The 14,015-nt window shown below is 72.5% G+C and carries 9 protein-coding genes; 6 read left to right on the top strand and 3 right to left on the bottom strand.

Annotated elements, in window-relative coordinates:
• Positions 1 to 164: 164 nt before the first annotated feature.
• Positions 165 to 722, top strand: a complete 558-nt coding sequence (locus tag CC117_RS02500; protein WP_084131356.1) for a flavin reductase family protein — start codon at positions 165 to 167, stop codon at positions 720 to 722.
• A gap of 46 nt (positions 723 to 768) precedes the next feature.
• Positions 769 to 1,317, top strand: coding sequence for an NADPH-dependent FMN reductase (locus CC117_RS02505; protein ID WP_071082108.1), 549 nt, complete (start codon positions 769 to 771; stop codon positions 1,315 to 1,317).
• A 62-nt stretch (positions 1,318 to 1,379) separates the two neighbouring features.
• On the opposite strand, the gene CC117_RS02510 is transcribed toward CC117_RS02505, so the two are convergent.
• Positions 1,380 to 2,291 (bottom strand): hypothetical protein, encoded by a 912-nt coding sequence (locus tag CC117_RS02510; RefSeq protein WP_071082109.1) that lies wholly within the window; start codon positions 2,289 to 2,291, stop codon positions 1,380 to 1,382.
• A 372-nt stretch (positions 2,292 to 2,663) separates the two neighbouring features.
• Between CC117_RS02510 and CC117_RS40030 the strand changes: the two genes are divergently transcribed.
• The gene (locus CC117_RS40030; RefSeq protein ID WP_198541699.1) at positions 2,664 to 3,572 is read left to right on the top strand and encodes a hypothetical protein; all 909 of its coding nucleotides are present in this window, start codon (positions 2,664 to 2,666) and stop codon (positions 3,570 to 3,572) included.
• A gap of 772 nt (positions 3,573 to 4,344) precedes the next feature.
• Here CC117_RS40030 and CC117_RS02520 read toward each other — a convergent pair.
• Both CC117_RS02520 and CC117_RS33995 read right to left on the bottom strand, forming a co-directional pair.
• Positions 4,345 to 6,024, bottom strand: a complete 1,680-nt coding sequence (locus CC117_RS02520) for an acyl-CoA dehydrogenase family protein (RefSeq protein ID WP_071082111.1) — start codon at positions 6,022 to 6,024, stop codon at positions 4,345 to 4,347.
• A gap of 163 nt (positions 6,025 to 6,187) precedes the next feature.
• Positions 6,188 to 7,078, bottom strand: coding sequence for a TetR family transcriptional regulator (locus tag CC117_RS33995; protein WP_256385341.1), 891 nt, complete (start codon positions 7,076 to 7,078; stop codon positions 6,188 to 6,190).
• A 1,256-nt stretch (positions 7,079 to 8,334) separates the two neighbouring features.
• Here CC117_RS33995 and CC117_RS02535 point away from each other — a divergent pair.
• The 3 genes from CC117_RS02535 (at position 8,335) to CC117_RS02545 (ending at position 14,006) form a co-directional block, all read left to right on the top strand.
• The gene (locus CC117_RS02535; RefSeq protein WP_241829764.1) at positions 8,335 to 12,648 is read left to right on the top strand and encodes a diguanylate cyclase domain-containing protein; all 4,314 of its coding nucleotides are present in this window, start codon (positions 8,335 to 8,337) and stop codon (positions 12,646 to 12,648) included.
• A 183-nt stretch (positions 12,649 to 12,831) separates the two neighbouring features.
• A complete protein-coding gene (locus CC117_RS02540) occupies positions 12,832 to 13,212 on the top strand; it encodes a response regulator (RefSeq protein WP_018639195.1) in 381 nt (126 codons plus the stop codon).
• Positions 13,209 to 14,006 carry a sensor histidine kinase gene (locus CC117_RS02545; RefSeq protein WP_071082112.1) on the top strand — a complete coding sequence of 266 codons (798 nt, stop codon included), beginning with the start codon at positions 13,209 to 13,211 and terminating at the stop codon, positions 14,004 to 14,006. Before CC117_RS02540 ends, CC117_RS02545 begins: the two co-directional genes overlap by 4 nt.
• Positions 14,007 to 14,015 lie beyond the last annotated feature (9 nt).

Raw genomic sequence — 14,015 nt, forward strand, 5'->3', positions numbered from 1 at the left:
TAACAGCCGTGACACCTCCGGGCGTGAGCGTACGAGTGTGGCCCGCGGGAACCCGGCCGGTACGGACGACGGACGGAGCTCGCGGGATCTCGTGGCACTGTTCGCCGGCGCGCGTCCGGTCCTCACTGATCGGCGCCGGCCCGGCCCAACCCGCGGAGGCACCGATGCCCCAGGCAGCGCGTGGCGTGATCACGCAGCGCCAGCCCCCGGCGGGGACGATCCCATCGCCGAGGGTCTTCACCGCTACCGAGGCGGCGGACTTCCGCACCGTTCTCGGTCACTTCTGCTCGGGGATCGTGATTGTCACCGCCACCATTGGCGCCGAACCCGTCGGAATGACCTGCCAGTCATTCAGCAGCGCCTCCCTGGACCCGCCACTGATCATGTTCCTGCCGGCTCGGACGTCCACGAGCTACCCGCGGATCCGGTCGAACGGCCGCTTCTGTGTGAATGTGCTCGACGACTCTCAGGAGTCGATATCCCAGCAGTTCGCGATGAGCGGCACCGACAAGTGGCGCGGGATAGGCTGGACGCCGGGTGAAAACGGGGCACCCGTCCTCGACGGGGCCCTCGCATGGATGGAGTGCTCCCTGCACCGTGAGTACGATGCCCGCGATCATGTGATCACTCTTGGCATGGTCGAGCGTCTGGGCGCCGCGGACGCCGGCGAACCACTGTTGTACTTCCGGGGCACCTACGGTCAGTTCTCGGCACGTCGCTGAAACCGAGTCGCGCGAACCACAGAGCGAACCACAGAAGGGTCGTCCCATGCCGCAGCGCCGCATTCTGAGTGTCGTTGGCAACCCCAAGCCGAAGTCGCGCACCCGGTCGGTGGCGGAGGCGGTGGCGGATCAGGTCGCGGCCGCGTTCCCCGCCGACGTCGAAGCAGTGAGCGAGGTACTCGAGGTCAGCGAGCTCGGCCCGGGTCTGCTCGGCTGGGGCGACCCCGCGGTGAAGGCCGCTGTCGCGTCCATGAAGGCGGCGGACGTCCTGATCGTGGCGACCCCCACCTACAAGGCCACCTACACCGGCCTGCTCAAGCTGCTGCTCGACCAGATCGGCCAGGGCGAGCTGGCCGGGGTGCCGACAGTTCCCATACTGGTCGCGGGCGCCCCCGAGCACGCGCTGGCGCTCGAGGTCCACCTGCGGCCGCTGCTGGTCGAAATCGGCGCGTCCTGCCCGACACGCGGCGTGTTCGTGCTGGACTCGGCRCTCGCCGAGCTACCCACCCAGCTCGACGCCTGGGCCGCCGGCAACATCGCCTCGATCACCGCGCTCGTCGCGGCGCGGGCCGCCGTGCCGCAGCCCCTCGCCTGAGCCGCCCACCGCCAGGCGCGGCCTCGGACGCTGCCGTCAAGGCGCGGTGTCAGCCGCAGCCGTCAGCCACACCGGCCGGCCAGCTCCGGAAGGACCTCCCCGACCCGGACATCCGGGAGTCCCACGTCGATCCCGCCGAGCCCGTCGTCACCACACCAGGGCGCCGGGTGCGGAACTGAACCGGGGATGAGACCGGGGCTCGCCGGGGGTGGCGGCTCCGTCCCCGCACCCACGCCCCGCTCACCGGTACCACCCGTCCCGCCGTTTCCCGGCGCGGAACCGCTGCCAGGCGCCGCGTCACCCACCCCCGGCGATCCCGGTCCTCCGTCCGGGCCGGGTGCCGTTCCGCTGCCGCGGGAGCCCGGGTAGCCGGGCGACGCCTGCCCAGGCACGGCCGGCCGACCCGACTCGCCGTCGGACGGAGCGGGAGTGGGTGTCGGTCCGCCGATGCCCGGGGTCTGTCCGGGTGCGGAGGTCCCGGGCGCCGGTACACCGCCAGACCCCGCCTGGCCGCTCTGGCCGCTCTGGGTGCTCTGGGTGCTCTGGCCGGTTGCAGTCCCGCCCGGCGGGGTGGTCCCACCCGGCGCAGTGGTCACGTCCGGCGGCGGGGTCCGCCCGGTGGGATTGCCGTCCGCAGCACCACCAGACCCGTCGGGGACCTGCCGAGCGGCCGCGTGCGGCAACCCGGTCGCCAGATCGGCGCGGCTCCGCCCGAACGGCTCCGGAGCAGGCTGGCCGGTGGCGACAGTGCCCAGCGGAGGCGCGGCGACCGTCGCGTCGCTTCGTTCCTCGTCCGGCGCCAGCGCACCGAACGCCGCGACGGCGATCGTGAAGCCGACCGCGGTGACCAGGCCCGCGACCGGCCGGTCGTCGATGCTGAGGCTTGCCACCTGGCCGCGCACCAGACCGATGACGCCCACCACGAGCGCGACCATGGCGAAGGTCGCGGCCGTGCCGACGAGTACGGCGATCACAGTTGTCCCCGCAACGTCGCGGCCTCCCGCATTGGTCCCCCCGCGCACCGATCCGATGTCCGCGGGACCCTATCTCACCAGGAGTAGCTACACGATCACTCGATGCGGTGTGTCGGAACGGTGTCTACCGGGCGACCAGGGACCGAGATTCCAGGGTCCTGAGCCAGGAGCCCCGAAGCTCAGGACTCCCGGACGAGGATTCGGGGCTTACGGCTTACGGCTTACGGCTTACGGGGAGGCTTCCGCGCGGCCGGCTTGGCCGCCCCGGGCTTCCCGGCCGCAGGCTTCTGCGCCACAGGCTTCCCCGCCGACGCGCGGCCAGCCACGGCCGGCTTCTGCGCGGCCGGCTTGCCGGCCGTGGTCCGGCCGGCTGTGGCCGGTTTGCCGGTCGAGGGCTTCCCGACCGGCTTCGCGGCCGCGGGCTTCCCGGCCGGCCTGGCGGGCGCGGGTCTCGCGGACGGCTTCGCAGGCGCAGGCTTCACAGCCGGCCTCGCTGCCGCCGGCTTCGCGGACGGCTTCGCAGGCGCAGGCTTCACAGCCGGCCTCGCAGGCGCAGGCCTCGCCGCCGCCGGCTTCGCGGACGGCTTCTGCGCAGCAGGCCTCGCCGCTGCCCCGGGCCGGCCGGACGCCAGAGTGCCATGGGCTGGCTTCTGCGCCGCTCCGGGGCGGCCGTGCGCGGGGGCCGCGGGACGGACCGCGGTCGACGAGCCGCCCTGGGCCGAGGACAACGCCGAGGCAAGGCCGGTGCGCGCCGCCGCCTCGATCGACCTCCGCGCATCCGCCGGCAGCGGGAACGCGCGCGCGACTGCGGCCCGGCCAGACGTGACGTGTCGAGACACCGACGCGGCTGTCGGCCACCAGAAGGTGGGAGGTGACGTCGGCGAGTACTGCGGCGGCGACGGCGTGGCAGACCGCGATGTCGTCGGCCCGGCCGTCGCCGGCCGAGGCGACGTCGGCCCGGCCGAGGACGGCACGGCCGAGGTGCGGGTGGGGCCGGACGGTCTGGCGGTCCGGGTCGAGGTGGGCGCCGGTCGCGTGCTTGTCCGGCCGCTGGCGGTGGCCGCCGGTCGCGGCGTCGGCGAGGTTCCCGGCCGCGGACGGCTGCTCGCGGACGTCGTCGGGCGCGGACTGGTGCTCGCACTCGGCGTCGGCCTGGATCCCGCGCCRCTCGGAGTGCGCGTCGAGGGCGTCGAGGGCCGGGGCGAGCGGGTCGTCGTCCCGCCGCTGCCTGCCGGCGGGTCGACGCGGGTGGTGGTGGGCGCCGGCAGGTTCGGGATGTAGTTCTGGTCCGGGACGGACGCGGCCGGGGGACGCGGCTGCCACGGTGCCCGGGGTGCGCCGGCGGTCGACGGGCTCCCGCCGCTGGATCCGCTCCCGGACGTCCCTCTCCCGGCGGGCGGTGTTCCCCGCCCGGACGTGGCGACGCTCCCGCCGCCGGACGACGCGACGTCCAGATCCTGACCACTGCCCGGATCCGGGCCGGTCGAGGAGGGCTGCGATCCGCTCGCGGACGGCGCGGGCGGCGCGGCCGACCGGGGGGATGCCGACACCCCGGGATCGACCCCCTTGGGCCGCGGGACGTCCGGTTCGACCGGCCGGGCCGTGGCGACGGGCTCGCTCGAGCCGCCGAAGCGGATGGCGAGCGCGCTCAGCGCCAGGACCAGGGCAAGGCCGGCCCCGGTGACCATCCCGGCGGTCCGGCGGTCACGGATCCACGCCCATTCGGCAACGCCTCGCACCAGGCCGAGCAACCCGGCGAGGACCACCAGGCAGGCCACAGCGAGAAAGAAGACGATCATCACACCCCCGGAGGCAGGCGACGCGGCTCAGCCTAGGAGGCGGCCCATCACCTCGCGTTACGCGAAAACTACATTGCGTTTCCAGCAGTGCGAGACTTGGATCGCAACAAACTGTCCAGAGTGAGGATAGGACCGGACGTACCGACCAAAGTCACATCAAGCGACTGTCACACCCATGAGTGCAACTCTCCGTGCTCGGTCGATCGCCGGGTCGACCGGCGCCAACGGATCACCGAAGGCGGCAAAGGGGCCGCTCAGGCGACGGCGGCCGGGATCCGCCCGAGGACGCCGTCGAGGTCGAGGCCGGGCGGAAGAGTGCCGAAGGCGAGTCCGGCGTCACCGCCCACCCGGGCTACGCAGAACGCATCCGCGATCGCGGGCGGCGCGTACCGCACCAGAAGTGCGCCCTGCAGGACAAGCGCCAGCCGTTCGACGAGACGGCGTGCGATCAGCTCGACGTCGAGCTCGGCCCGCTCGCCGGCCGCACCGCCCAGGAGGGCGTCGAGCTCGGCACGCAGCTGGCGCCAGGCCTCGTCGAGGCGTCGGTCCGCGCCGGCCGCCGCGTCGACCTCGCGTGCGTAGGCGGCCAGGCTCGCCGGCTCGCGGACCAGTGCAYGCAGCACATCCAGAGCGTTGACGTTGCCCGAGCCCTCCCAGATGCCGTTCAGCGGTGCCTCACGGTAGAGCCGGGGCATGCCGGAATCCTCCACGTAGCCGTTGCCGCCAAGGCATTCGAGCGCCTCGGCGACCATCACCGGCTGCCGCTTGCACAGCCAGTACTTGGCGAGCCCGGTTGCCAGACGTCGGAAGGCCCGCTCCTCGTCATCGCCCTTCTCGGCCCGGTCCACCGCGCCGGCCACCCGCATCACCAACGTGATCGCCGCCTCGGATTCCAGCGTGAGATCCGCCAGGACGTTGCGCATCAGTGGCTTGTCAATGAGCAAAGCCCCGAAGGCTCGCCGGTGCCGCACGTGATGCGCAGCCGCCACCAGCGCCGCGCGCATCCCGGCCGCCGTGCCGACCGCGGAGTCCAGCCGGGTCAGCGCGACCATGTCGATGATCGCGCGGACGCCTCGCCCCTCCTCGCCGACGAGGTGGGCGAGCGTGCCGTCGAACTCCGGTTCGGCGCTGGCGTTGCTGCGGTTGCCGAGCTTGTCCTTGAGCCGCTGGATCAGGAACGGGTTACGACTGCCGTCCGGCAGCACCCGCGGGACCAGCAGGCACGACAGGCCCCCTGGTGCCTGCGCGAGCACCAGGAACAGGTCGCTCATCGGCGCGCTGGTGAACCACTTGTGCCCGCGCAGCAGGTAGGCCCCGTCACCGACCGGGGTGGCCCTGGTCTCGTTCGTGCGGACGTCCGAACCGCCCTGCTTCTCGGTCATTCCCATGCCGGCGAGCAGGCCCTGCTTGGACCGGGGCGTGCGCAGCCCGGGATCGTAGACCGAGCTGGTCAGGCCCGGGAGGTAGCTTGCGGCCGATCCGGCGCTGGCGCGTAGGACCGGCACGGCGGCATAGGTCATCGAGACGGGGCAGAGGTGGCCGTGCTCGACCTGCCCCCACACCAGCAGCCCGGCCGCCCGCGCGACATGGGCGCCCGCCTCGTCCGCTGCCCACGCCGACCCGGCCAGCCCGGCGCCCACGGCGACCCCGAGCAGCTCGTGCCAGGCCGGGTGGAAGTCCACCTCGTCGATCCGGTTGCCGTACCGGTCATGCGTCCGCAGCACCGGCTCGTACCGGTTCGCCTCATCCCCCCACCGCTGCGCCTCGGCACCGCCCGCGAGCCGGCCGAGCCGATGCAGCTCGGCGGCGTGGCCACCGGCGCCCTCGCGCTCCAGCGCCTCCAGCAGCGGCAGGTCAGCGGCGACATCGTGGCCGACCAGCGGCGGAGGCTGGTTGGTCACCCGGTGGGTCGGACCTGCACCGAACGTCGTCATCCCAGCCTCCCGACCCGCTCCTGCGGCTGGCGGCGGGCAGCGCCCTGCCCGCCGCCAGCCGCAGGGAAATCCTCGCCCACCTGCTCCATGGCTGCAGTGGTACCGAGCCCTGCAGTGATCCAATCGTGCGCGGCTGCATGGGCTGCATGGGCTGCCGCGGGGCCTACCCGTGCGCGGCCTCGACACTCCCCCAGCCGCGCACCATGGGGCCGGCACCGACGCATCTCAGCGCCATCGCCACCACCGCCCGGACGATCCACTCGACGTCCCGCCCATCCCGCGGCAGCTCCTCAGCCATCGAGAGCGGGCCGACGACCACCTCGCCGATCGCTCCGGTCAACGCGGTCGCCGACATCATCGGATCCTGCACCGGCAGGATGCCCGCCTCCACGCCCTCACCGACCAGAACGGCGAACACGTCCCGGTACCGGCGGCGGAAGATCAGCCGTTCCACTTCCGCCGCCGGATCGGACGGCCCCACCAGCAACGCATGCGTGAGCCCACGCCGGGCCAGCGCACGGCGGGCGAACAGGGCCACCGCAAGCACCAGACGGTCCACCGGGTCGCCCACCGCTCTGGCCGTCTCCCGAGCATCACCTGCCACAGCTGCGAGCCGTTTCCCCGGCTCACCGCCATACACGACGGACAGCGTCATCCCCGGCCCATCCGCGCCGCCCTCGTCCGGCGAACCATCACCGCCGACGGTGCCGGCCGCCTCCAGGACGTCCATGAGGTCGGCCGGCACCGATACGGCGGCGACCGCCGACAGCAGGACCACCTCCTGCGCCGCGGCCCGCCGGAAGACCTCGCACACGAGCGCGGACTTCGACGGGAAGTGCTGGTAGACCGAGCCAACCGACATCTCCGCCGCCGCAGCAACGGCCGTCACGGAGGCGCCGCTCCAACCGGCCCGGGCGACGAGCYCGGTGGCCGCCACAAGAAGTCGCTCACGAGCTGCAGCCAACCGGTCATCCACAGTGGCAGTACGGCGGTAGGGCACACAAGGAGTGAAGCATTGTTCGCGTCTTCGGACAGCAACGCGCGCGCGATTCACCTCCAACGGACCAGCCCGATCAGGCGACCGTCATCCCGCCGCATCCAGTGGCGGYCGATGCACCGCGTGGGCTCCRCACCGCGTGGGCAGCAGAAATCGCTGGGCGACGCACAGATAGCCGGCACCCATCACGACGCGTTCCATGCGACCCAGTTGACGCGAATGACAATCCAGCAAACCACCATCAGCCGGACGTTCACCGGCCGACATGACGAAGAGCGGGCCGCGAGAAGTCCACGCGCCCACCATCACTGAATGCGGCACCTGTCTCTTCGCCGACACAGGACGGAGAGAGTTTACCGATATGCGACCGCGCCCGGGGCAACCATCGGTCTGTGTTGGACGCCGATGTGGGGCGCGCGAGCTATATGAGGCCGCGGGACCCGGCGGCTTTCGACTGGGTAGTTTCTACCACATGGGAGCTTACGAACATCGGGCGCAATCCAGCGGGCCGACCGCTCCGCAGGCGTTTCCCGCTTGACTGCCCGGCACCAGTCGCACAGCGTCACACCGACAGAACCGCTCCGCCCACCGTTCCGCGCCTGCTCCCCGATGGCCGTGAACAGGTCTTTCTGCGTCCCGCGGCCCGCCTCGAGCCCGCCCCCGCCGCGCCGCCGCCCACAACACACCTGATGATCAAGATTACGGATAGCTTCTATCCGGGGCGTGAAAGGAGACACGAGGAGCACCAGGCGCCGCTGCGACATCGTCTGATCGCGGGGAGCTTCACATCTCCAGCCTCCGGCGGCGGCCGAGCGGTTCGACGCTCGACCCGGCCACCGGGCCACGTGCACCCGGAGTGGACGTCCCAGGACCCCGCGAGGCAACCGCTACCCGGCCACGAACACCAGCCGCGCGGAACCGGTCATTCAGGGCACGGGTCGGCCCGCCCGGTATCCGAACCGTCCTCCGAGCTGGCCAGTCGACGCATGCCGACGGCTCGGCCCATTTGTAGATGTGACCTCGATGTGACCGCTGGATCCCCGTAGTCGATTGTCCGTCAGCCCATCCGGCCACCGCGAATGGATCCTGCGGCGCCCCCGACCTGGCGGATTCCCGCCGCCACCGATATGGCCTGCCAGCGTCGGAGTCACCGACAAACCGCGCCGACCTGCCCGCGGGTGAAACTCTGGGCAAGGACGCTCGTATGCTCTTCCTCTACCGGGATTCGGCGGGCAAAACCAATACCGTCACAGGGATCACTCCCGGCAGGGGGCCGACGCTACAGCGGCGGAGATGTGAACGGATTCTGGCGGATGAGGATGGTCTACCGGCGGCGCCGAGCTGCGGCTGGCGTACACGCGCGGCCGCGGGCCCGACGTGCCCGGCACGCGAGCCGGCGGTCACCGGCATCGAGGTTCCTGGTCAGCTGGCCGCTCGCGAGCGGGCTCACGGCCGTTCTCGTCCTCAGCTGCGTGGCGCTGGTCGGAGGCAACCACTGGCTCGACGGAGCCGAGGAGAACCGGCTGGCGGCCCGCACGAGCCTGATAAGGAACATCGCCAGCTGGGAGTCCGACGTCAACGACCCGGCGCGCCTGCGGACGGCCGTCGACCGGACCGACTTCGACCGCGACAACCCGGCACTCAACGACCAGCTCATGGCACGTTTCCAGCTCACCGCCGCCAGCGACGCCACCCAGGTCGTCGCCCTGATCGACCGGTCCGAGAAGCCTCTCGCGGTCCGTCCCACCCAGGAGAGGCTCCGGATCGGGGATCTCGGGCCGGCCTGGGAAACCGCCTGGAACGGCGACGACGCCGTCTCACCGGCGTTCCGGCTCGGCGACAGGGTCGTGCGCGCAACCGTCGTCCCGGTCGGCGGCCAGGCACCCTGGGCAGTACTGGTGAGTGTCTCCACCGAGCAGTCGAACCAGCAGCTCGGCACCGCGATCGGTGCGCTGGTGCGGCTGCGCGACGGYGGCTCGCTCTCGACCGTCGACCCGAACGGGGTCGTGGTGATCTCGACCGACGGCACAGCCGTCGGTAAGCAGATCATCGATCGTTCCGAGCTGCATCGGACGGTCCGGGCCGCCGGGCAGCCCCGGGCCTGGTCCACCGGTGGCGACGACGGCCTGACCCACATCGCCGCGACCCAGCCGACAACCGGCTACACCACCTATCTGGTGCAGCCGACCGACCAGTTGTACGGGGCGCTGCGGGCACAGCGGTCCCACCGCAACCTCACCCTGCTCGCAGTGACGATGGTGGCGGTCCTCTCCATCGCCGTCGTCGGCCTGCGCGACGAGAACCGCACCCGCCGGCGGCGTGACGATCTACGCTCGATCCTGGCGGCGACCCGCGACATCGTGATGACCGTGTCGGTCGGGGGCCGCCTGGAGTACATCAGCCCGGCGGTGCAGTCCCTGCTTGGCCGCCAGCCCGCCGCGCTGCGCGGGCGACCACTCGCCGGGCTGGTGCACCCCGCGGACATCCTCCGCGTCACAGCGCTGCTGACCGAGCAGTCTCCCGCACCTGTCATGAACGTCCGGCTGCTCTCCGGCGGCGGCGAGCGGTGGTTCGACATCTCCGCCTGGCGGCTCAGCGGCCGCGCCGACCCGTGCCAGGTGATCCTGACCTGTCATCCGATCGAGCGGCGCAAGGAACTTCTGGACGAACTCGGCTTCCAGGCCGGGCATGATCCGCTGACCGGTCTGGCGAACCGGGCGACGTTCGACGAACGTCTGGCGGCCGCGCTCGAGGAAGGGTCACCCGACGACACCGTCTCCCTGCTGTTCATCGATCTTGATCATTTCAAACCGATCAACGACATCTACGGGCACGCCGCCGGCGACCAGGTGCTCGCCGTCGTCGCGGAACGACTGGCCGCGGTTCTGCCTGCCACCCAGTCGGTCACGGCGTTCCCCGGCAGGGCGACAGCCAGYCGCTTCGGCGGCGACGAGTTCGGAGTCCTCCTCCCGGGCGCCGACGGGGAGACCGCGGGCCGCGTCGCCGAGCGTCTCGGCCGGACACTGCGGGAACCGATCGGCCTCGGTTCCGYGCAGGTCGTCGTCGGGGCCAGCATCGGTGTCGCGGTCGCCCGGACGCCGTGYCGCCCCACGCACCTGCTGCGGGCCGCGGACGAGGCGATGTACCAGGCGAAGGCGGGCGGGCGGGGCCGCTACGCGATCAGCATCGTCGATGCCGCGGACCCCGCACCGGACGATCCGGGCGCTCCGATCGACCCGTCCGTGCCAGCCCCCGGGGCGACGCCGGGGGCCACGCTCGGGCCGGCGGCGGACGACCCAGGTGCCGGCGTACCGCCGGGTCGCCCACTCGCGCGCGGCGGCCTGGCCGGGAACACGCCGCGCCCGCCGGACGGGTGGCGACGGCTCACGGAGGTGATCCCGTCCGCCACCGCGGTCGTCGTGCTCGTCGGCATCCTGGTCAGCAGCCTGGTGCTGGAGGCCGCGGCCCGTGACAGGACGCAGAAGGAGCGGCTGGAGGCCGGCTCAGACCTGGTGGGGCATCTGACGGAGTACGCCCACGACCTCAGCGACCCCAGCCGGCTGACCGGCGCCGTCTCGGATTTTCCCTGGGAGATCGACGATCGCGCTTCGCTGACCGCATCCCTGCAGGCCATGACGTCGGCGCCGATCGGCGGCCCCAGCTCGCTCCTCGCGATCGTCAACCCGATCGGCGAGCCGCTGGCGGTGGAACCACCCGGCGCGCAGGTGCCGATCGTGCCGCTGGACCCGTTCTGGAGCATCTCCAGCCATGGCGGGGCACTGACACCACTGGTGCACGTCGGCGATCGCCACCAGATCTGCACTGTCGTCCCGATCCTGCGTGGCGGTGTGACCCGGGCCCAGCTGATGATGTGTCCCACCAGCGTGCTGCCCGCCGCCCAGATGCTGCGCACGACGGACGGTCTGTCCAGCGATGTCGGGGAGGGCGGCGTCTCCGTCCTCGACCGGAACGGGCAGGCGATCCTCTCCTGGGACGAGTCGCTGCTCGGGCAGGTTCTGGTCGACCCGGCCGAGCTTCGGCGTATCGGCCCCGGCAGTCCCATGCGGATACGCTCCCGCGGCGGGCCGGGCACGATCGCCGTCGCGGCCAGCATTCCGAACGGCGGGTACGTGCTGCTCGACCAGACCGCCGACCTGGTCGAGGTGAGCACGCTCGAGCACCGCCCGACGAGAGACGGGCTCCTCTTCGGCATCATCGGCGTCACCGTGCTCGGGCTGGCCGTCGCCAACCGGCGCAGGGAACGCGCCATCCGGCAGGACTTCGAGCAGCTCGAGATCCTGTTGCACGGCGCCCACGACATCGTCATCCTCCTCAGCCGGGACAGGCGGCTGACCTTCGTGAGCTCCGCGGTCGACCGCCTGCTGGGCCGGGACAGGCGGGCGATGATCGGCCATGATCTCCTGCGGTACGTGCACCCCGAGGACCAGCGGGCCGTCGCTGCCTTCCTTACCGGGCCCGGCAGCGGCCTCCAGACACAGCCGTTCACGGGCAGCGCCGCGGGCGGTGACTCCGGGGCCATGGCCGCGCCGCCGGACGCATCGCTGATCCAGGACGTCCGGCTCAAGGCCCATGACGGCAGCTATCGATGGTTCGACATCGAGGCCGCGATCTGGGAGGCGACGGCCGCTGCCGGCCGGCCGCGTGTGCCCGTCCTGACCTGCCGGGAGATCGGGGAACGGCGCGGCCTCACCGAACAGGCCCGCCGCAGGGCGCGGCACGACCCGCTCACCGGCCTGCCCAACCGGGCCGCGCTCGCCGAGTACCTCGAGATGATCGCACGTGACCAGGACGCCTTCGCGATCCTCCTCATCGACCTCGACGCGTTCAAACCCGTCAACGACCGGTTCGGGCACGCGGCTGGTGACCACGTACTGCGGGTGACGGCCGGCAGGATCCAGCAGGTCATCGCCGCCGACCAGGACAGTGCCCTCGCCGGTGCGGCCGGAGGCCTCTCCCTCGGGGCGGCGCCCGGCGGTGGACCGGGCGGTGCGCCCGGCGACGGGCGGGCGGGCGTGGACGCCGCCACCGACGCAGACGCCACCACCCTCGCGGACGCCGCCACCGACGGGTGGAGCGGGGAGGAGCGCCGGCGGCTGCACCGGCCGTCGTCCTGGCTGCGCCGGAACGCGAGCGGGTCCTGGTACCGGCCCGAGCGCGGCGCGGTCTTCCGGATCGGCGGCGACGAGTTCGTCGCCGTGCTGACCGGACCCAGCACCGCCCTCACCGGCGGGCTGGACGTGGAGACCGTTGCCTGGCACGCCGCGGACCAGATCGCCGCCGTGGTCCGCGAGCCGATCATCGCGGACGGGCATCAGGTCTCGATCGGCGCGACGGTGGGCGTGGCCCTGTCCCGCGGGCTGGCGGACCCGCAGGCCGTCATCGGGCTCGCCGACGCCGCCATGTACGAATCGAAGCGGGCCAGCGGCGGCGGACGACCGACGACCGGCCCGCCTGCGCCGCCGCCGCGAGCCCCGGACCAGGCCTGGCCCTCGGCCGTCCCGGCCCCGACGCCGACCCCGACCCCGTTGCCGGCCACGGCGCGCCAGCGACCGGCGACGGATTCCGACACACGGTCGCCGCACACCGGCACCGAGCACGTATGGTGACCAATGCTGGCACATCGCGATACGTGGTTGCACGGCTGCGTCATCCAGTGGCGGGGCTGTGCCGTATCGTGTCGCCGTCCGGCCGGCAGGCGATGGTGATGACCTGGTTGAAGGCGACCGAGGTGGCGCGTGCGGAACCCATGCAGTGGCGAGGCACCTGCGCCTGCCCGTCCACGGGCTCTGGTGGTCGACGACCAGGAGATGATCAGGGTGCTGGCAGCCCGGGTGCTCTCCGACGGTGGGTGGTCGGTCGCCACCGCCGGCGACATCGCCGGGGCCCTAGCGCTGCGGCCGCTGGAGTTCGACGCCGTCATCATCGACACCCGTCTCGGTCCGGAACGCGGCACCGAGCTGTTTGACCAGCTGCGTGCGCAGGACCCGCTGGTGTCCCGGCGCTGCCTGGTTCTCACCGGTGCCGTCGCGGATCCCAGGCCTGACGACGTGGCCGTTCTCCTCAAGCCGTTCCGGGCGGACGACCTGCTCGATGCGGTGAACGGCCTGGCCGGGCGCCGTCCCACCGAGAACGGCCCGCGGGACGGTGTGCGCCCCGGGCGGGCCGGGTGAGCCGGCCCGGAACGGTCGGGCCGCCGCAGGCCGCCGCCGAGCGCCTGCTCTTCCTCATGATCGCACTGCAGGAACGCGAGAACCGGGCGCTGACCGACGCGCTCCATGACGGGCCGATGCAGGACATCACCGGGATCCTGCTGTCCCTCGCGAGTCTGCGCCGCGGCCTGCCCGAGGACACGGCGGAGCGGATCGCGCAGATCGAGACCCGGCTGCGCGACACCACCGCCACCCTGCACCGGCCGCCACCACCGTTCCGGCCGGGCAACAGCCCCCGGCAGATGCTGGAGCTGGGCCTGACCCAGCGGGTGGAAGGCGTGCTCGTGGAGCGGCTGTACATCAGCCTGGACATCGACTCCTCCCCGCCCGTCCTCGGGGAGGTCGCCGTCCTGCTCGCCACCGTCCAGCTCCTGCTCCAGGAAAGCGACCCCATCCACCAGGCCGCGCGTGCCCTGGTGGCGATCCGGTCCAGCCCGGAAGGCGTCAACCTGGCGCTGCGCGTCGCGTACGCGGCGACCGCGACGCAGCCCTACGCCCCTGATCTCACGGCCAGGGCGAGCCCCACCAGCGGAACACCGGCACCCGCCGGGGCGGACGGCCCCGGCCCGGCCAACGATGCCGCAGCGGACGAGGGCACGCCAGAGGACATCATCCCGAGGGACAGCGCGGCGAGCTGGCTGGAGCGGCTGCGGCCGGTGGCCGAGCTGCTCGGCGCGCAGCTTCGGGCCGACTCCGCGACGGGCGCGTGGTCGGCCATGGTACGGCTGCCCCGCCGCAGTGCTCGGCCCCGCTAGCCGGCGAGC

It is taken from the genome of Parafrankia colletiae (assembly GCF_001854655.1).
GTDB classification, from domain to species: domain Bacteria; phylum Actinomycetota; class Actinomycetes; order Frankiales; family Frankiaceae; genus Parafrankia; species Parafrankia colletiae.

Coding starts and splice junctions, on each gene's coding strand:
- CC117_RS02500 (WP_084131356.1), top strand. CDS start 165: ATGCCCCAGGCAGCGCGTGGCGTGATCACGCAGCGCCAGCCCCCGGCG.